The 20,889-nt window shown below is 41.5% G+C and carries 15 protein-coding genes and 1 pseudogene; 15 read left to right on the plus strand and 1 reads right to left on the minus strand.

Features of this window, described 5'->3' with window-relative positions; all coding sequences use genetic code 11:
- Positions 1-151 precede the first annotated feature (151 nt).
- The 9 genes from BN2425_RS03100 to aroD all read left to right on the plus strand — a co-directional run bounded on the left by BN2425_RS03100 (position 152) and on the right by aroD (position 9,658).
- On the plus strand, positions 152-916 hold the full coding sequence (locus BN2425_RS03100) for a MerR family transcriptional regulator (protein ID WP_042454928.1): 765 nt from the start codon (positions 152-154) through the stop codon (positions 914-916).
- 183 nt (positions 917-1,099) lie between these two features.
- Positions 1,100-2,416 (plus strand): sensor domain-containing diguanylate cyclase, encoded by a 1,317-nt coding sequence (locus BN2425_RS03105; protein ID WP_042454930.1) that lies wholly within the window; start codon positions 1,100-1,102, stop codon positions 2,414-2,416.
- Positions 2,417-2,575: 159 nt separating this feature from the next.
- On the plus strand, positions 2,576-3,589 hold the full coding sequence (locus tag BN2425_RS03110) for an ABC transporter ATP-binding protein (protein ID WP_042454932.1): 1,014 nt from the start codon (positions 2,576-2,578) through the stop codon (positions 3,587-3,589).
- The gene (locus BN2425_RS03115; RefSeq protein WP_042454933.1) at positions 3,570-4,535 is read left to right on the plus strand and encodes an ABC transporter ATP-binding protein; all 966 of its coding nucleotides are present in this window, start codon (positions 3,570-3,572) and stop codon (positions 4,533-4,535) included. The genes BN2425_RS03110 and BN2425_RS03115 overlap by 20 nt, the downstream gene beginning before the upstream one ends.
- Positions 4,536-4,588: 53 nt before the next feature.
- A complete protein-coding gene (locus BN2425_RS03120) occupies positions 4,589-6,202 on the plus strand; it encodes an ABC transporter substrate-binding protein (RefSeq protein WP_042454935.1) in 1,614 nt (537 codons plus the stop codon).
- Positions 6,203-6,287: 85 nt separating this feature from the next.
- The gene (locus tag BN2425_RS03125; RefSeq protein WP_042454937.1) at positions 6,288-7,295 is read left to right on the plus strand and encodes an ABC transporter permease; all 1,008 of its coding nucleotides are present in this window, start codon (positions 6,288-6,290) and stop codon (positions 7,293-7,295) included.
- Positions 7,296-7,310: 15 nt separating this feature from the next.
- Complete coding sequence (gene nikC / locus BN2425_RS03130; RefSeq protein WP_042454939.1) at positions 7,311-8,210, plus strand: nickel transporter permease; 900 nt, start codon at positions 7,311-7,313, stop codon at positions 8,208-8,210.
- 178 nt (positions 8,211-8,388) lie between these two features.
- On the plus strand, positions 8,389-8,874 hold the full coding sequence (locus tag BN2425_RS03135; protein WP_042455014.1) for a shikimate kinase: 486 nt from the start codon (positions 8,389-8,391) through the stop codon (positions 8,872-8,874).
- Between the two features lie 19 nt (positions 8,875-8,893).
- Positions 8,894-9,658 carry a type I 3-dehydroquinate dehydratase gene (gene aroD / locus BN2425_RS03140; RefSeq protein WP_042454942.1) on the plus strand — a complete coding sequence of 255 codons (765 nt, stop codon included), beginning with the start codon at positions 8,894-8,896 and terminating at the stop codon, positions 9,656-9,658.
- A 42-nt stretch (positions 9,659-9,700) separates the two neighbouring features.
- On the opposite strand, the gene BN2425_RS03145 is transcribed toward aroD, so the two are convergent.
- Positions 9,701-10,837 (minus strand): HupE/UreJ family protein, encoded by a 1,137-nt coding sequence (locus BN2425_RS03145; protein WP_042454945.1) that lies wholly within the window; start codon positions 10,835-10,837, stop codon positions 9,701-9,703.
- Between the two features lie 285 nt (positions 10,838-11,122).
- Here BN2425_RS03145 and BN2425_RS23490 point away from each other — a divergent pair.
- The 6 genes and pseudogenes from BN2425_RS23490 to BN2425_RS03170 form a co-directional block, all read left to right on the plus strand.
- Positions 11,123-11,464, plus strand: a pseudogene (locus tag BN2425_RS23490) (lamin tail domain-containing protein); the annotation flags it as partial.
- Between the two features lie 750 nt (positions 11,465-12,214).
- A complete protein-coding gene (locus tag BN2425_RS03150; RefSeq protein ID WP_406603183.1) occupies positions 12,215-16,324 on the plus strand; it encodes a DUF4350 domain-containing protein in 4,110 nt (1,369 codons plus the stop codon).
- A gap of 222 nt (positions 16,325-16,546) precedes the next feature.
- Positions 16,547-17,584: an N-acetyl-gamma-glutamyl-phosphate reductase gene (gene argC, locus BN2425_RS03155; RefSeq protein ID WP_042454947.1), complete on the plus strand. Its 1,038-nt coding sequence runs from the start codon at positions 16,547-16,549 to the stop codon at positions 17,582-17,584.
- A gap of 68 nt (positions 17,585-17,652) precedes the next feature.
- Positions 17,653-18,879, plus strand: coding sequence for a bifunctional ornithine acetyltransferase/N-acetylglutamate synthase (gene argJ / locus BN2425_RS03160; RefSeq protein WP_042454949.1), 1,227 nt, complete (start codon positions 17,653-17,655; stop codon positions 18,877-18,879).
- 12 nt (positions 18,880-18,891) lie between these two features.
- Complete coding sequence (argB, locus tag BN2425_RS03165; RefSeq protein WP_042454952.1) at positions 18,892-19,689, plus strand: acetylglutamate kinase; 798 nt, start codon at positions 18,892-18,894, stop codon at positions 19,687-19,689.
- Complete coding sequence (locus BN2425_RS03170; protein ID WP_042454955.1) at positions 19,689-20,888, plus strand: acetylornithine transaminase; 1,200 nt, start codon at positions 19,689-19,691, stop codon at positions 20,886-20,888. Before argB ends, BN2425_RS03170 begins: the two co-directional genes overlap by 1 nt.
- Position 20,889: the final 1 nt, after the last annotated feature.

The raw sequence follows: 20,889 nt of genomic DNA on the forward strand, positions 1-20,889 counted from the left end.
GTTCATGATAACTCGGCGCAGGAGTCTGCGCGACTTCCACTCAAATCAACAGAGTTAGAAAAATCTAAATAAAAAAGGAAAATAGGCATTTTTTTAATTGACTTTGACGTTACGTAAAGGTGTATCGTTGTGATTAGAGGAGGTGACTTTGGTGGAATATACAATCAACAAGCTGGGACATTTGGCTGGGATCAGCACGAGAACTTTACGATATTATGATGAAATTGGCATTCTTAAGCCAGCAAGAGTTAATTCATCGGGATATCGCATCTATGGGCCAAAAGAAGTGGACTGCCTGCAGCAGATTCTTTTCTACCGGGAACTGGGGGTGAGCCTCGACCAAATTAAAAACATCGTCACTGATCCTGCGTTTGACGGTGCCAAGGCGCTCAGAGAACACCGTGAAAAACTCCTCGAAAAACGGCAGCAATTGGATTTGTTAATTGCCAATGTTGATAAAACCATTGCCCACACAGAAGGGAGAATTACCATGTCAAATGAAGAAAAGTTTGAGGGCTTTAAGCAAAAAATGATTGAGGATAATGAGAAAAAGTATGGCCAGGAAATCCGTCAAAAGTATGGGACGGAAACGGTAGAAAAAGCGAATGCAAAAGTGAAGAATATGACCCAAGAGCAATATGATGAGGTTACCGCATTAACTGAGCAACTTACCGAAACATTGGCTGAAGCCTTCAAGACAGGAAACCCGGCAGGGGAACAAGCACAGAATGCAGCCGACCTTCATAAGCGGTGGCTGACCTATTACTGGGACCATTACAGCAAAGAAGCACATGCGGGACTTGCCCAGATGTATGTGGATGATGAAAGATTCAAAGCATACTATGACAAGGAACAGCCGGGAACGGCTGAGTTTCTTAGGGATGCTATTCTAATTTACACAGGGATGAAAAGATAAAGTAGTCGTTTCTATACTAATAGAAAATGGTAATATAAGGTCTATCCTTCAAAATGAGGGATAGACTTTTGTTGTTGCAATTCGATTCGAATACTATTGTACATATGGGTAACACTTTCACTATTAAATGTTAACATTTATAATAATTGTAACTATAATTGTAAATATGGAAAGGCTATAGGTATGACAAATAGGATTAAATTTGAAGGACTGAACCAACTCGATATTTTTTTGAAACTTTTTAATATGATATCCGATTTAGTGTTCCTTACTAAGGTAGAGAACCATCACTTTAGTTATGTATTGGCAAATAAGCCGGCAAAACAACTGTGGGACCTAGATGACAATATGTTTGGCACGCCCTTGAGCGAATTGTTGCCGAGTTATATCTACCATACTATCGAAGCCAATTACCAAGAGGTGTTAAATAAAAAACAGCCTGTTACTTATGTTGATAAGGTATCTGTAAAAGCGGATGAGCAGTCCGCAGATAACCATTCTGATGAGTATGATAGATACTGGGAATCAATTATAACACCCGTTATCAATCATGATGGAAACTGTACTTATCTGTTGGCAATCGTTAGGGATATCACTGCCCGAAAACAAAGAGAAAATGAATTACAAAGGGTTCGGGATCGTCTGGAACTGCTGTGGAACAGTGTCGCGGATGCTGCGTACTTTTTTGATACAGAAGAAACTTTTTTGGGAGTCAACAAGTCTTTTGAACAAATCTTTGGCTGGACAAAGGAAGAAATACTTAAGGATAAGAACATAAGTATTATTCCTAATGAAAGCAAAAAAGACATGAAAAATATCATCGGTCAATTAAAAAAAGGAGAAAAAATTCCGTCCCATGAAGTGCAGCGAATCACAAAAGATGGAAGAGTTATCGATGTCCTTGCCTCCTATGCACCATTGTATGACGTAAATGGCAGATGGGAAGGTGGAGTGGCGGTCTATAAAGATATCACAGAAAGAAAGAAGTACGAGGAGCAGCTCAAGCAGCTGGCTCATATAGACTTTCTCACTGGGCTGCCAAATCGGGCTTATTTCTATGAAAAACTGACCGAAGAAATAAACGCAGCTAGAAAAAAGCAAATACCCTTCGCCGTGTTATTCCTTGATATCGATAAGTTTAAAAACATAAACGATACAAAAGGTCATGATATTGGAGACCTATTGCTCAAGGAATTTGCCAACCGTGTAAAAAACAGTATCAGAAAACATGACACATTGGCAAGATTCGGAGGCGATGAATTTGTTATTCTTATTCCCGATTTAAACATCCTGGGAGATGCAACTGAAATAGCCGAACGAATCATTCAATCACTGGAGCCTAATTGGTCTATCGGGGATTATAATTTAAAAATAACCACTAGTATTGGCATAGCATTCTATTCTGATAACAATTTGGACGAGAAAACCATTTTAAAACATGCGGATGTGGCGCTATATAGAGCCAAAGAAAGTGGAAGAAATAATTATCAAGTTTATTAATAAAGTAATTTTTTATGCCTGGCCCTAAAAAGGGGTCAGGCATATTTTTTTAAAATATTTTTTAGATTTTACAGAAAATGACAAATTACCCAATATACTATATGTCATAATAGTCGTGAAATTTAAGTTGAATAAAGAATCAATAAAGTAGGTGGAACAGTGAGCGACGGACCTATTCTTAGCATAAATGATCTAAAGATATCGTTCCAATCAGGTAAGGAATTTTTACCTGCTGTTGATGGGGTAAGTTTTGAGTTAAAAGAAGGAGAAATCCTTGGGGTTGTCGGTGAATCAGGCAGCGGTAAAAGTGTTACATCATTAGCTGCAATGGGATTAATTCCTTCACCTCCAGGAAAAGTCGAAACCGGTGAAATTATCTTTGAAGGGAAAGACTTAACTAAGTTTACTGAGAAGGAATGGAGAGAAATTCGTGGTAACCAAATCTCAATGATTTTCCAGGAGCCGATGACCTCTTTGAATCCGCTATTTACTATTGGAAATCAGCTAATAGAAGCCATTCGGTTACATACCGACTTATCAAAGTCAGAAGCGAAACAACGAAGCATTGAATTATTGAAGTTGGTGGGAATCCCAAGGGCTGAGGGAATTTTAAAAGAATATCCCCATCAATTGTCCGGCGGGATGAGACAGCGCATTATGATTGCGATGGCCATGGCTTGTAATCCCCGGGTGCTGATTGCAGACGAGCCCACCACGGCATTGGATGTAACGATTCAGGCCCAGATACTAGCGCTCATGAAGAATTTAAATCAAAAAACCAATACATCAATCATTCTCATCACACACGATTTAGGCGTTGTGGCTGAGATTTGTCAGCGCGTGGTTGTCATGTATGCAGGTCAAATTGTTGAACAAGGGGATGTCAAGAAAATTTTAAAAGACCCACAGCATCCCTATACAAAAGGTTTGCTGAAGTCAGTGCCGGATTTAAGGGAAAAAAAGGACAGGCTTTATAGCATACCTGGAATGGTTCCACTTCCGGGTTCCATTAAAAATGGCTGCCGGTTTGCGCCCAGATGCCAAGAGGTATTTGGTCCTTGCCAAGTGGAATCGCCAGAATTATTCAGATCGGAAAAAGACGGACATGAAGTACGCTGTTTCCTACATACATTGAAAGAGGGGAATGACAGGCATGCCGGAGTTACTTCTTGAAGTTAATGGGCTAAAAAAATACTATCCTATCACAGGAGGAATTTTCGGGAGAAAACTAGGCGAAGTAAAGGCTGTTGATAATATTTCTTTTTACGTGAAGAAGGGCGAAACATTAGGAATTGTTGGAGAAAGCGGCTGTGGAAAATCGACTACTGGACGCCTGTTAATGCGTTTAATAGAAGCAAGTGATGGGCGTATTCTATTTGAAGATAAAGAAATCACCAATATGTCCAAATCGGAATTAAGAAAAGTCCGCCGCGATATTCAGATGGTGTTTCAAGATCCTTATGCATCACTAAACCCGAGGAATACTGTTGAACAAATATTAGAAGAGCCCTTAATTGTCCATGGAATGGGAACAAAAGAAGAACGCAAAAAGCGTGTCAAGGAAATGCTTGAGGTGGTGGGGTTAAGCAGCTACCATTCAAAACGCTATCCACACCAATTCAGCGGCGGGCAACGCCAAAGGATTGGGATCGCACGAGCATTAATGACTAAGCCAAAGCTAATCATTGCCGATGAGCCCGTATCGGCACTAGATGTTTCCATCCAGGCTCAGGTTCTTAATTTAATGAGTGACATCCAAAAGGAGTTCGGGCTCACTTACATATTTATCGCCCACGATTTAGGGGTTGTCCGGCATATCAGCGACAGAGTGGGTGTGATGTATTTAGGCAGATTAATAGAATTGGCTGACAGTGAAGAACTTTACGAGAATCCCAAGCACCCCTATACCCAGGCATTGCTAAATGCCGTGCCGGTACCAGACCCAGACTTAAAGAAACAGACTAGTCTGATTGAAGGGGAACTGCCCAGCCCGGCCAATCCTCCTTCAGGATGTGCCTTCCATACGAGGTGCAAGGAATGCATGGAAATATGTAAAACCCAAAGGCCCGTGGAACAAAATCTCAATGGTCATTATGTTGCCTGTCACTTATATTCCTAAAACAGGCTGCATTCATGATAAAAAACAAACACTTAGGGGGTATCTAAACGGATATGAGGAAGAAGTCATTTAAATTAGTGCTGTTTGCCTTATTGGCCATCAGCATGTTGCTGGCCGGCTGTACCGGCAAAACAAGAGAAACCAGCGGCGGCAAAGAATCAGGCAATGGAGGCGGCCCGAAAAAGGACACGCTTGTATATGGGCGTGGAGGTGACTCCACCTCGCTTGATCCCATTACCACAACTGAGGGCGAAGCTTACAAGGTAACTGAAAATATATTTGAAACACTCGTTTCTTACGGGGAGAAAGATGTAACCATCAATCCGGGACTCGCTGAAAAGTGGGACGTCAGTGATGATGGTTTGACTTACACATTCCATTTGCGCCAAGGTGTGAAATTTCATGACGGAACTGATTTCAATGCAGAAGCGGTTGTGTTTAACTTTAATCGCTGGATGAATGGCGACGAAGATAAATTCCCGTATTATACCATGTTTGGCGGCTATAAGAATGACGAGGGCCATGTTATTAAAGAGGTTAAAGCAGTCGATGAAAAGACTGTTCAGTTCGTGTTAAAACGTCCGCAGGCCCCGTTCTTAAAGAACTTGGCTATGTCCCCGTTTGGAATTGGCAGCCCGGCAGCCATTGAAAAATACGGTGATGATTTTAGAAGCCATCCAGTAGGAACGGGTCCATTCAAATTTGTGGAGTGGAAGCAAAACGATACGATTACCCTGGAAAGAAATCCAGACTATTGGCAAGAAGGATTGCCAAAGTTAAATAAAGTCATTTTCCGGGTGATTCCAGAAAATACGGCCCGGCTTAATGCCCTGGTTAACGGAGAAATTGATATTATGGATGGTCTGAACAACTCGGATGAAGCAACGGTTAAAGCAAATGATAAGCTCCAAATAATTGAACGTCCGTCAATGAATGTTGGCTATATCGGCATGACAACAACCCGTAAGCCATTCGACAACAAACTGGTTCGTCAGGCAATGAACTATGCCATTGATAAGAAAGCGCTCATTAATGCTTTCTATGGCGGAAAGGCAGAACCTGCGATTAACCCGATGCCGCCAAGTATCAAGGGGTATAACGAATCGATTAAAGATTACCCATTTGACCTAGAAAAAGCAAAAGCTTTGTTGAAAGAAGCCGGATATGAAAAAGGCTTAGAAATCGATTTATGGGCAATGCCTGTAGCACGCCCATACATGCCTGAGGCGCAAAAAGTGGCTGAAGTAATCCAAGAGAACCTGAACAAAATTGGTGTTAAAGCCAATATCAAATCAGTAGAATGGGCCACCTATTTGGATAAGGCCTCTAAAGGCGAATTTGATATGTTTATGATGGGCTGGACAGGTGATAACGGTGACGCTGATAACTTCTTATATACGCTTCTGGATAAAGACAGCATTGGAAGCAACAACTATTCTTATTACAGCAACGACGAACTCCATGATATCTTGATTCAAGCACAAACGGAAACGGAAGAAGCCAAGCGTAACGAATTATATAAGAAGGCCCAAGAAATCATTAAAGATGATGCCCCATGGGTGCCGCTTGTTCACTCAATTCCATTATTGGCTGCCTCTAAGGATGTAGTCAATTATGTACCGCATCCAACAGGGTCTGAAGCAGTGACGAATGTGGAGTTTAAATAAGTAAGGAACAATGGGGAGGGAGCGTATGCCTCCCCATTTATAACCGACATCATTTGCCTTTGAAATAAAGAAAGGGGTGTGAGCGTTGCTTGCCTATACCGCCCGAAGGATTCTATCATTATTTCCTGTTTTAATCGGAATGACCCTTGTTGTTTTTGCTATTATTCATGCGATCCCTGGAAACCCTGCACAAATGATTCTTGGACAAAGAGCTACGAAGGAAGCAATAGCAGAAGTTACTAGACAATTAGGTTTGGACAAGCCTTGGTACATACAATACTTTGACTATATTAATTCATTGGTCCATGGAGATTTAGGTACATCCCTTCGGACAAGAGGCCCCATCAATCAGGAAATCTGGCCTTTTTTGTCCGCTACCATGGAGCTCACGCTGGCAGCGATGCTGATTGCTGTATTTATCGGGGTTAATGCAGGAATTATTAGTGCTTGGTTTTCAAAATCTTGGTTTGATTATTTGGCTATGGTACTAGCGCTAATTGGCGTATCCATGCCTATCTTTTGGCTCGGCTTAATGGAGCAGTGGGTATTCTCAATTGAATTAGGCTGGCTGCCAACAACAGGAAGAGAGGATGTCCGCGACCCTGTCTCGGCCATAACCAATCTTTACTTAATTGATACGCTGCTTCAAGGCAGATTCGATCAATTTGGAACCGTACTGCAGCATTTGATAATGCCTAGCTTGGCTTTAGCGACCATTCCTATGGCAATCATCGCAAGAATGACACGTGCCACGATGCTAGAAGTCATGAAATCGGATTATATTCAGACAGCACGGGCCAAAGGGTTAGGCATGTTTTGGGTGGTTTATAAGCATTCATTAAAAAATGCGGTCATACCTGTCCTCACTGTAATCGGACTTCAGACAGGATTGCTTTTGGGCGGAGCCATTTTAACGGAAACGATTTTTGGCTGGCCGGGTATCGGCCGGTATTTATATGATGCCATTGCCTACAGGGACTACCCAGTAATCCAATCAGGAATTTTGGTGATTGCGGCCATTTTTGTGTTTATTAATTTAATCGTAGACCTTTTATATGTTCTAGTAGATCCTCGAATTAAATTTACGAAATAAAGGAGGGAACTTAGCATGGCAGAATTGGCAAAAAATACGGCTGATATCACAACGATCCCCCCTGAAGCAAAAGCAATATCACCTTGGAAGGAAGGGTGGCAATCGTTTTATAAAAACCGCTTGGCTGTTGTTGGTTTGGTGATTGTTGTGTTTTTTATCCTTGTTGCGATAATCGCTCCTGTCATCGCTCCCTATAATTTTAAGACACAGGTATTAACGGAGCGGATGCAGGCTCCTTCAGGCAAGCATTGGTTTGGAACTGATGACTTTGGGCGAGATATTTTTTCAAGGGTCATTTACGGAGCAAGAATTTCTTTATGGGTAGGGTTTTTCTCTGTATTAGGGTCCGTCATTATCGGAACTATACTGGGGATTGTGGCAGGATACTATGGCCGTTGGGTGGATTCTATCATTTCCCGGATTTTTGATATTATGCTGGCGTTTCCCAGTATTCTCCTGGCCATCGCAGTAGTGGCTATCTTAGGACCATCTCTGGAAAATGCCCTTATCGCGATCGCGGTGGTGAATATTCCGAACTTTGGACGGCTGATCCGGTCGAAGGTACTTAGTGTCAAACAGGAAGAATATATCATGGCAGCACGGGCAATAGGGATGAAGGATTCACGGATATTATTACGGCATATTTTGCCCAACAGTATTTCTCCGGTCATTGTCCAGGCCACATTAGCCATTGCCACGGCGATTATTGAAGCAGCAGCTCTTGGATTTCTTGGGATGGGTGCACAGGCACCAACACCTGAGTGGGGCAAAATGCTATCAGATTCCAAGAATTATTTGATGCAGGCCCCATGGACGCTGTTTTTTCCTGGGATGGCGATTATGCTGACAGTTCTTGGATTTAATTTGATGGGTGACGGGCTGCGGGATGTATTGGACCCAAAAATGAAGCAATAATAGAAGAGGCTCGAAAAGAGTCTCTTTTTTCTAATCTTTAAAGATGAATTTTACGAATATTTACATATTGGTCATTTTTATATAATATGAATCTATCTTATATTAATTTTGGAAAGTGTTAGCGGGTGGTTAATCTTTGAAGATTATAACTGATAATAATTTGGTATTTATTGGATTTATGGGTGCGGGAAAAACTACGGTTGGGCAACTATTGGCTAGAAAATTGAATCGTGTATTTATTGATACAGATGAAGCGATTGAACAAGAATATGGTATGCCTGTCTCCCATATTTTTAAAGAATATGGTGAATTGGAATTTAGAAATAAAGAAAAAAGCTTGATCACAGATTTATGTCAAAAAAAGAATTTGGTTTTGTCACTTGGCGGAGGGGCGTTCCTGCAGGAGGAAATCAGGAATGTTTGCTTGACGAAAAGCGTTGTCATTTATTTAGACATCTCATTTACAAATTGGAAAGACAGAATGGCCTTATTGATGGACACACGTCCGATTTTGCAAAATAAAACCCTACAGGAAATGGAAGAGCTTTATAATAGCAGACAAGCGATTTATGCGCATCACCACATAAAGATTAATGTCAATGGCAAGGGACCTGAAGAGATTGCGGATTTCATTATTGATAAACTACCGTTAAAACAGAATTAACGTGAACGGGGGATAATAAGTGAATAGAACAGTAACGGTAAGAGGTGTCACAATTGGGGAAGGAATTCCGAAGATATGTGTCCCTCTTGTGGGGAAAACAGTGCAAGAAATAATCGAAGAAGCCGTGTCTCTGAAAACGCTAGATTTGGATATGGTGGAGTGGCGGGCTGACTTTTTTGAACATGTCGAGGATATTTCGGCTGTAAAAACAGCACTTGAAAAAATTCGGGGTATACTGGACGATCGACCAATTATTTTTACATTTAGAAGTGCATCCGAAGGTGGAAATAGGGAGGTTGGCAAAGAGTTTTATTTTGAGTTAAACAAAGTAATTGCTGAAACTGAATTAGCCGATATCATTGATGTGGAACTATTTACTCATGAACCGGATGTAAAAGCACTTTTGGAGTTTGCTCATCAGCATAAGGTGTTCGTCATCATTTCCAATCATGACTTTGCCAAAACTCCATCAAAAGGGGAAATTGTCTCACGGTTGCGGAAAGCCCAGAGTTTGGGAGGGGATATTCCTAAAATTGCGGTGATGCCTAATAGTAGTGGAGACGTTATTACCTTATTGGATGCCAGCAGTACAATGGCAGAAAAACATGCCGATCGGCCGTTTATTACCATTTCAATGGGAGGAAAGGGAACAATTAGCCGGTTAAGTGGTGAAGTTTTTGGATCAGCAATTACCTTTGCCTCGGCTAAGGCAGCATCGGCTCCGGGACAGATGACCGTTAATGAAGTTCGAAAAATAATTAAAATCATACATGAAAATAAATAATGAAAAACCTTGCTGAGTGATTAGCAAGGTTTTCATTATTTATTAACTAAACAATCGCTGTACAAGCCAAATGGCTCCTAAAACAAAGATAATAGCTGAACCGTAATTGACAAAGCCTCGATATTTCTTAATTGTTTGCAGTTTGAACAAAACTGGTACCAAGATTAAGACAATCAACAATTGGATTAATTCAATGCCAACATTAAAGTTTAGCAGCGCGATGGCTAATTCTGATTTAGGGAGATTCATTTCTTTTAAAATACTAGCAAATCCGAGTCCGTGAATTAAACCAAATAGAAAAGTAATTAACCATCTGAATTTTATTTCTTTCCTGAAAATATTTTCTATGGCTACATAACAAATACTTAAAGCAATAATAGATTCAACAAACTTTGATGGTAATTCAACAATTCCAAGAACTGATAACGTTAAAGTAATGCTATGTGCAATTGTAAAGGCTGTAATTGTAGCAATATACTGTTTAATGGTCTGCTTTCTAATCAGTAGCGCTAATAGAAAAAGTAAATGGTCATAGCCAGTTAAAATATGTTCCATACCTAATGTTAGAAAGGATGCCCATGAAGAATTTGTTTGTTTAGATGGTGGCGCCTCTTGAGCTGTTTCATCACCAGGTTTCTGCTGTTGTTGTGTTTCAGCTAAACGCATGGCCCATTCGCGGTTGTTTCCGTGCAATACAGCCTCGCTGACTTGATCTCCATATTTTACTGCCAGAAAGTTGTTATAACTGCTGGCATTTTGCCCTTCATAAAAAATGCCGTCTAGAAGTTTGACGGTTTGACCCACCTGGAAAGCTGGGTATATAAATTGAAGGGTAACCATTTCTTGGTCACCTTTTTGTTCCAGGGTTACCTTTTTTAGCTTCGATTCTTGCTGTTTTCCGTCGACTTCAAGAACGATACCATCCTCAACCCATTCTTGTAATCTAAATTCTAGTTCCTTTAGTTCTTCTTTACTTAAAGTACCATCCTCGTTTTTATCCCCGCCAGCGCCTTCAATGACAGAAAGGGTGTCAATGGAAAAATAAAGCTCTGTTTGTTTATCTGTGATGTTTATTGTCGTATAAGCTGCGCTTAATGCATGAGCATAGCTGAATTTTGGCAAACATAGTAAGGCGATAATTAATATAGTATAAATTTTCCATAGATAAGATTCTTTCATTCGATGTGTCCCCCTTAGCCGTCCAATTCAAATACTATTATAAAGGTTTTCTGTTAAGAAAAAATAAATTTTCTTAATTATCTTTGTAAGGTAAATTTACACAAAATTTACTATATTAATAAAAATAAAATTCTAAATCTACTAATTTTATGGTAAATTAAAGGTGTTTGACAATTTAGTACTTCGTTATATAAAAGGGGGAGGAATATGACGAAAAGGCGGGTAAAGAAGTATAGTTCACTAGCTTTAACAGCCCTACTGGTCAGCGGAACGTTTCTGCCGAATATGGCCGTTCCAGTGAAAGCTGCATCATTTGGAAACATTGTAATCAGCGAAGTTTACGGTGGTGGAGGCAACTCAGGAGCTACATACAAAAATGACTTTATAGAATTGTACAACCCGACAGATGAGGATATCAGTCTGGAGGGGTGGTCGGTGCAGTATGCTGCCGCTACAAAAGGGTTTTCAGGGAAAAACGATTTAAAAGGAACTATCAAGGCTCACGGATATGTTTTAATACAAGGGGCTAAGGGTTCGGGAGGAACTCTAGATTTACCTACACCCGACGTCTCAGGTAGTTTAAATTTGTCTGGTACGACTGGTAAAGTTGCTTTAGTCAAAAGTAATACTACTCTTATTTCCGGTAAAGATGATCCAAATGTTATTGATTTTGTAGGTTTTGGTAAGGATGCAACAGAATATGAGGGAAATGGACCAACGCCTGCCCCATCAAATTCGACAAGTATTGAAAGAAAAGCAAACGATGGTTCAGATCCCACCACTACAGATGGTGCTGGTAAAGGAAACGGTTGGGATGTTAATGATAATTCCACAGATTTTGTGGTTTCGTCTCCAAACCCTCAAAATTCCACTTCTGAAATTGAGCCTAAAATCGAGGAGCCGCCTGCACCTCCGGAAGAGGGAGTAACTCTTTTGAAGGATGTTCGGGCAAATGATGAGAACGGGGAACCGGAATTGAAGGGTCAGACAGTAACCGTTGAGGGGACTGTTACGGTTGCTAACAATATTATCGGTTCAAAAACTTATTATATCCAAGACGCAACTGGCGGCATAAATATATTTGGCAACAGCCAGGAAGTCACGGTTGGCCAAAAGGTGAGAATAACCGGAACTGTTGACTTTTACCGCGGTTTAACGGAGATTACACCGACTTCTGTGGAAGTAAAAGGCGAAGGAGACTCCATTACTCCTAAAAGTATCTCCATAGCTGAACTCAATAACTATGCAACTGCCGAGCCAAAAGAAGGTATGTTGGTAACCGTTCAAGGTAAAGTCACTGACGTACCGGCTACTGCATCGGGTGGAGGCTATAACGTCACCCTAGAAGATGGAGGGAAAACAACAACAGTAAGGGTCATGACGACTACTGGGATTGACACGGCCACCACATTAAAAGTGGGCAGCTCATATGTTATCACTGGGATAGCCAGTCAGTATGATTCCACCTCACCATATGATACGGGCTATCAAATATTTCCTCGTAATGATCAAGACGTTACTGAATACTTTGCTTTGTCTTTATCACATGATCCGTTAACTACAGTTTATACGGGCAATAATGCCAAATTTAAAGTTACCGCAGAAGGTGCAGATGCCGTCACAGTTTATTATCGTGAAAAGGGAGCATCATCCTATAGCTCTTTAGAAATGAGTAAAGGGGAACAAAACCAGTACACCGCTGTTTTACCAACCGCTTCAGTACCACAAAATGGTTTTGAGTATTATATTAAAGCAGTTAATAAGTCTGAAACCAAAACAGCAGGAACGGCCGAACAGCCATACAGCGTTCAAGTTACTGCTGACACATTTGCACCGGTGTTGAGCGGGTTCCAACCAGCGAATAACTCAATCGTTGAAACAACCTTGCCGGAAATCAGCTTTTTGGTAGATGAGCCAAGCGGTCTAGACGAATCAAAACTATCTATTAAACTGGATAATGAGGAAGTCCACCAAAAAGCCATTGTTTCGGAACAGCAAGTACAACTTACCTTAGACAGTCCGTTGTCTTACGGCAAGCATACTGTTGTTGTAGAAGCGTGGGACACAAAAGGAAATCTCGGTACAGCAAATTGGTCGTTTGAAGTATCAGAGCCTTTTACGGGTGGAAATCATTATCGAGGCACAACCCATAACCATACAAACATCTCTCATGATGGTGCAGGTACACCAGAGGATGCACTAAAAGCAGGTATAGCACATGGTTATGATTGGTTTGCTTTCTCGGACCATTCACACGATATTGATGCTGATTTGGCTGGAAAGGATACCGTCGATCATAACGGCATGCCGGAAAGAACAGGCGGATCCGACTGGCAGACTACAAAGAATTTGGCCAAGCAGTATACAAATGATGACTTTGTGGTATTCCCAGCCTTTGAAATGACATCAACGACTTGGGGACACTCCAACGTTTTTGGTACTGATAACTTTATTGACCGTAAAATCAACAATGGCAAGTATCAGGATTTGAATCAGTATTATGCATGGGTATTGACCTATGATAATATCACGGCACAATTCAACCATCCAGATATGTCTACCAACGCATTTAATAACTTTATGCCTTACGATCAAAATGTAGACAAGCTGTTTACCATGTTTGAAGTAGGGAATGGTTCCGGTCATTATGAGTATGCCAACGCCGAGAAGAAATATTTCAGTGCGCTGGATTTAGGCTGGCATGTTGCTCCAACTTACGGCGAGGACAACCATGAAGGTACTTGGGGACAAACCCTGAACAGAACGGTTATCGTTTCTAAAGACTTAAAACAGGAATCCTTATTGCATTCGATGCAAAACATGCGGGTTTACATGGAAGAAGATCCTAACTTTATGCTGGATGTTACGGCAAATGGCCAATATATGGGTTCCATTATTGACAGTAAATCTTTACAATTTGACATCAAAGGATCTGATTCAGTAGCTGAATCCAATGCTCTTCCTGAGTACAATTTCCTTCCGGATGACTATAAGTCTAATGACCAAATTAAAAAAGTAGAATTAATAACCAACGGATTAAAGGTGGTAGATTCTATCGAGCCAATGACCAAAGAATTTACATGGAATCCTTCGGTTACTGTGACCGGCGGACAGCAATGGTTTGTTGTGAAAGTCACTCAGATGGACGGGGAACAAATTTATTCGTCGCCAATTTGGACAAAAGAGCAGGATGTGGACGTGCGTGTCAGCGGGTTGGAAGTTGCCGGTGATGCTATTGTATCGGGTAATCCTGCAACGCTTGAAGCTGGCATAAGCAACCTTGGTAAGACAGAGCAGACTAATTTAACTGTAAAGTTCTATTATGATGAGGTTAATGACAGCAATTTAATCGGGACTGGCAAGATTGATAAGCTAGCTCCTAAAGGTGTTGGCAAAGCCAGTGTTGTCTGGGAGAAACCAATTGAAGGTCAGCATACTCTCATTGCAGTTGTGAATACACCGCAAGGGGACAGTCCAGAAGATAACAAGTTTAACAAGCAAGTAAATATTAAAAAATCTCTAGGTAAAACGGTCATGATTGATGCTGCTCATAAGAATGAGAATACATCTACAGACCCTGGCACCTACAAAAATAACTTCACTGCCTTTACCAAGCTGGTACAACGTGAAGGATATACAGTGGTAGAAAACAAGCAGCCGCTGACAGAGGATATCTTAAAAGATGTAAGTGTCTTAGTAATGACCCATCCAGAGATAGATTTAACTCAAGCCGAAAATGATGCAGTGGCCAATTTTGTTAAAAATGGCGGTTCATTGTTCCTGACAGATAAAAGTAATTATAACAATGAATCAACCATTAACAATGACTTGCTTCTGGGAATGGGTTCAACCATTCAATTTAACAACGATGGCATATATGATGACACGAAGGAAGGAAACTTCTGGTCCGATCCGTTGAAATCAAAATTTGCTGTCCGGCTTCATGTGAAACCGGTAAAAAACTATATCACTGACCGTGCCGACACCATCGAGTATTACAGCGGTGCAAGCTTAGAAAAAATAGGTCACCAGCCTTTAACGGACAGTGACACCGTTACAATAATAGCCAGCGGCAACGAAACCACTTACCAAGTAAGTGTCAAACAAGGCTACGTCTATGACGATGTTTCTGATGACCATGGTGGTACAGCTATACCAGCCATTGCGTCTGAGACGATTGGAAAAGGACGTATTGTTATTTCAGGTATGAATTTCATGAATGATAAGCAACTGGATGAGTCTTTCAACCCTAAAGGCAACGACGAAGTAGCCCTTAATGCTGTCAATTGGCTCGCAGACCGTGGAACAACGATTACCAACATTGCTGAAGCCCGCAAATTGGCAGATGATACTGAAGTAGTGGTAGAAGGAACAGTAACCACAGCTGCCGGCGTTTTCTTTGATGCCTTCTATGTGCAGGATGAAACTGGAGGTATTATGGCCTTCAACGAAGTTCCTGAGGGTACATTAAAAGAAGGTGACAGGGTACGGATATACGGTCATCTAAAAACCTTTGAAAATAACAAAGAATTAGAGTTCAGTAAGTTTGACCAAGATGTCATCAAATTGGGAAGCGTTGACCCTGTAGAGCCGAAAGTAGTTACAACTAAGGAAGCCACATCAGATACAAACAAAGGGCTGCTAGTGAAGGTACAGGGAAAAGTGGTATCCCAGTTCGATGCAAATTCCTACGTCATTAATGATGGCTCTGGAGACGTACTAGTCTTTACTGACGGATATATTGTCAACCAAAGCGGACCAGTACCTGATTTGAAGATTGGGGATACGCTGCAGGCTGTTGGTCTATCTGGTTCCTTTGGACAAGGCGATCGAATCCGGGTTAGAAATACAAAAGAGTTGGCCAAGCTGGATGTTACCGCACCAGTTACGACAGTTGCTGTAAATCCGGGTGAGCCAACCGGAAAAAATGGCTGGTATACTTCAAATGTATCTCTGGAACTCACTGCCAGTGATGATATGTCTGGTGTCCAAGGTATACAATATCGAATCAACAGCGGAGATTGGACAGACTATTCCGATATCATAGAGTTAACCAAAGATGGCCAATATACGATAGAGTATCGAAGTAAGGATGCTGCAGGGAACTCAGAGGATTCAAAGTCAGTAGTAATCAAGATTGATAAGACTGCTCCGACAATCGTTGTTTCTGTTGACCAACCTGTTCTGCATGTTCCAAATCATAAGATGGTAGATATTAACGCCTTGGTAAAGGATAACGATAATACATCAGGGATAGCGTCGGTAGTACTAAAAGCAATAGAGATTAATGAAGAAAATGCAAGTCTAAATGATATCCAAAATGCCGATTATGGAACGTTGGATACATTATTTAGCCTTCGTGCCGAAAGAAACGGTTATGGTAATGGACGGACATATACCATTACGTATGTAGCAACAGACATGGCCGGAAATACGGCTGAAGGGAAGACAACTGTGTTTGTACCAAAGGGTAATTCTGGAAAGTAAACCCACAAACGTCCTGGTTCTCATAGAAGCGCGAATCGCTTTATGGGAACCAGTTTTTTTTATTAGGTCTGAGTATTATAATTACCAAATATAAGTAAACGCTTACAATATTAAAATTAGAAATTATTCGATATAACCTGAAAATTGCTATATTTTTGGTTGAATAATTATTTGTTAATATGTATAATAATTCATTATGAGGAACACAGGAGATGACAATAAATGAAAGCTGCAGTAGTTGGAGGTACAGGGTATGGCGCCATTGAGCTAATCAGGCTGATCCATAAGCACCCATACCTCGAAGTGGGAACCGTTGTTTCCAATTCACAGGCTGGAAACAAGTTTAGCGACAGTTATCCTCATCTTTCAGGGATTGTTGAACAGCCACTTGAAAAATTCGATGCCGAAGCTCTTTCTAAAAACAACGATGTAGTGTTTCTTGCTACCCCGTCAGGTGTAAGCCGTAATCTAGTACCGCAGTTGTTGGAGAACGGGATAAAGTGTATCGACCTATCAGGTGATTTTCGCCTCAGGTCGTCGGAAGAGTATCAAACCTGGTATAAGCATTCACCAGCAGATGAGCAATACCTGAAACAAGCGGTTTACGGCCTAAGTGAGATATATAGTGAAAAAATAAAAACAACGGCATTAATCGCCAATCCTGGCTGTTACCCAACAGCTTCGACCCTGGGATTAATACCGATTTTAAAAACAAATCTGGCAGACTATCAGTCTATTGTTATAGATGCAAAATCAGGTGTATCGGGAGCGGGCAGAGGACTCTCTTTAACTTCCCATTATGCCGAGATTAATGAAAACTTAAAAGCTTATAAACTCGGTGCCCACCAGCATATACCCGAGATTGAGCAAGTATTGGCAGACGAGGCAGGAGAACCGATTACCGTTACATTTACAACCCACTTGGTGCCAATGACAAGAGGGATTATGTGCACTATTTATGTCAGGTTAACTGACAAAATATCAGCTGAAGAAATTAGTGAAATCTACACCGAATTTTATAAAAATCACCCATTTGTAAGGATTAGGCCACTTGGTTCAGTTCCTGCCACCAAAGAGGTTTGGGGGACTAATTATTGCGATATCGGTCTCCATGTAGACCCGCGAACCAATCGCCTAACGATAATTTCCGTAATAGATAATTTGATGAAAGGTGCAGCCGGGCAGGCCATCCAAAATCTAAACTTGATGAATAACTGGGATGTCAGGACAGGGCTGAATGACATACCAATATATCCATAGGCGAAAATAATGAAATGACTAGAAAACTAGTTTTAAAGATCAACAGGGAACCGTAGGGGGTAGTTAAAATGCAGGCAACAACATCGAAAGAAATCGTAGTACTAGATAAAGAAAGTGTCACATTGCCACAAGGGTTCAAGGCCGGAGGGGTACATTGCGGTATAAAGCGAAAGAGAATGGACCTGGGGTATATCGTATCAGATGTTCCTGCAGCTGTAGCTGGGGTTTATACAACAAATTTATTTCAGGCAGCCCCGTTGTTGGTGACCCAGGAAAGCATTGCCAAGGAAAATAAAATTCAAGCAATCATCGTAAATTCTGGGAATGCCAACGCCTGTACGGGAGAACAGGGGATAAAAGATGCCTATGAGATGCAAAAGGAATTCGCTTGCCAGCTAGGAATCCAAGAACATCTGGTTGCCGTTACCTCCACCGGGGTCATAGGCGAACTTTTGCCAATGGATAAAGTGAAAGCCGGAATCCAACAAATTCTTGCTAGCGAAAATGAAAATGAAACACTTTTTAAGGAAGCGATCTTAACAACAGATACTTGCACGAAACAAATTGCCGTTCAAGTGAAAATAGATGGAAAAACCATCAGCATTGGCGGTGCTGCCAAAGGGTCTGGAATGATTCATCCTAATATGGCAACGATGCTTGGATTCGTGACAACAGATGCGAATATAGCTCACGAGGACTTGTTGGCAGCCTTAAAGGATGTAACCAATAAAACCTTTAATATGATAACCGTCGATGGAGATACAAGCACAAATGATATGGTTTTAGTTATGGCAAATGGATTGGCCGGAAATGACCAGCTTACGAGCAACCATCCAGATTGGGATATCTTCAAAACAGGGCTGCAAATTGTTTGCGAGGCACTTGCAAAAGATATAGCCCGCGACGGTGAAGGAGCGACCAAACTGGTGGAAGTACAAGTTAACGGAGCCAACTCCTTCGAGGATGCAAGAGCGGTCGGCAAAGCGATTATCTCTTCGAATCTTGTGAAAACAGCCATTTACGGAACAGACCCGAACTGGGGGAGAATTGTCACAGCCATCGGGTATAGCGGAATAAAACTTAATCCAAGCAACATTAAAGTCGGTTTGGGACCCTATAACGTATTTGAAAACGGACTGCCTTGCCCAATAGTGGAAGACGAAGTGAAGGAATATTTGGAGTTAGATACGATAAAGATTACGGTTGAGTTAAATCAGGGTGACCAGAGTGCAACGGCCTGGGGATGCGATTTAACCTATGATTATGTCAAGATCAACGCATCCTACCGCACGTAAGGAGGAAGACAAATGAAATATGTAGTCATAAAGTGCGGCGGAAGTGTGTTAGAAAACCTGCCAAGATCGTTTTATGAAGATGTAGTTAAACTGCATCAATCCAGTGAGTGGACTCCGGTTATCGTCCATGGCGGCGGACCACTGATTACTTCTCTGTTAAAAACATTGCATGTTGAAACTACCTTCGTGAATGGGCTAAGAGTAACCAATCATGAAGTATTAGACGTTGTGGAAATGGTTCTTAGTGGATCTGTAAACAAGCAGGTTGTCAGAAATCTCATCGAAGTAGGCGGCAAGGCGCTTGGAGTTAGTGGTGTGGATGGTATGCTTCTAAAAGCAAGGCCGACAAATGAAGCAAATGTGCTTGGTTTTGTTGGAGAAGTTGTCGCAGTGAACCAAAGAATCATTGAAGATATAGTTAAACAAGGATTAATTCCTGTTATTTCGCCAATTGGGATTGATAGCAGCGGCCAGCGTTATAACATCAACGGAGATATCGCCGCAGCGGCAGTTGCCAAAGCATTGACAGCAAATTTGTGCTTTATTAGCGACATTCCAGGTATCCTAGTCGAAAAGGATGGCCAGAAAACCAAGCTTGATAAAGTCAGCAAAGCGGGAATTGAAAGAATGATTGAAGACAAAACGATCTATGGCGGGATGATACCTAAAGTAAGGGCGGCCATTGACGGGCTTTCCCTCAATATACCTGAAGTCGGCATTATCAATGGTTTTGAGAGTAATGGATTGATTGATTATATCAATGGGAAAAAAATCGGCACCAAAATTGTTCTAGAAGAGGAGATTGTATAATGACAACTACACAACCACTTTCCCTAACTTCTCCTTTGATGTCTACCTACAGTCGTTTCCCGGTCACGTTAGTAAAGGGAAAAGGAAGTTATGTTTGGGATGATCAAGGTGTAAAGTACTTAGACTTTACATCAGGAATAGCAACTTGTAACTTGGGGCATGTTCCCGATGCAGTAAAACAAAAAGTGGAGGAACAGCTACAAAATCTCTGGCACTGCTCCAATTTATACCATATTCCTAATCAGGAACAACTCGCTGCATTGCTAACAGCTAACAGCTGCGGCGATCAAGTGTTTTTTTGCAACAGTGGAGCCGAAGCCAACGAAGCAGCCATTAAGCTGGCAAGAAGATATGCAAACAAAGTAAAGGGGAGCGGCAGTTCGGAAGTCGTTACATTCACTCAGTCGTTTCATGGACGGACCTTGGCAACATTGTCAGCCACAGGCCAAGAAAAAATCCAGCATGGCTTTGCACCGCTGATGCCGGGATTCAGCTATCTGCCATTTAATGATATCCAAGCCTTGGATCAACTGGCAGTACGTAAACCGGCAGCTGTCCTTCTAGAAATGATTCAAGGCGAAGGCGGGGTCATCCCGGCCGAACAAGAATGGGTTAATGAGCTCGCACAAGTTTGCCAAGAGAATGATATTCTTTTAATGGTTGATGAAATCCAAACAGGAATGGGCAGAACCGGAACCTTGTTCGCCTACCAGCAGTACGGCATAGAACCTGATGTGATTAGCATCGCCAAGGGATTGGGTTCAGGTTTTCCAATCGGAGCGATTATTGCGAAGGAAAAAGCAGCCAAAGCCTTTGAACCGGGAAGCCACGGCAGTACTTTTGGCGGCAATCCACTTGCTACCGCTGCAGGACTCGCGACTATTACTTACTTGCTTGACAGCAATGTACTAGACAATGCAAAGAAAATGTCTGAATACCTTGACGTTCAACTTCAAAGTTTAAAAGAAAAATATACTGTCATAAAAGAAATTCGCGGCAAAGGGCTATTGAAAGGATTGGTTCTCGAGTCAGGTGCTTTGGAGATTGTCCAAAAGGCCATCGGCAATCAGCTGCTTATCTTAACAGCAGGTCCAAATGTCGTGCGAATTTTACCTCCGTTACCAGTAACAAAAGCGGAGATAGACGAATTTACTATAGCGTTAGAAAAATCTATCCAAAGTACGGAGAAAGGCGAGTGAG

The organism is Neobacillus dielmonensis (genome assembly GCF_000612665.1).
Lineage (GTDB): Bacteria > Bacillota > Bacilli > Bacillales > Cytobacillaceae > Neobacillus > Neobacillus dielmonensis.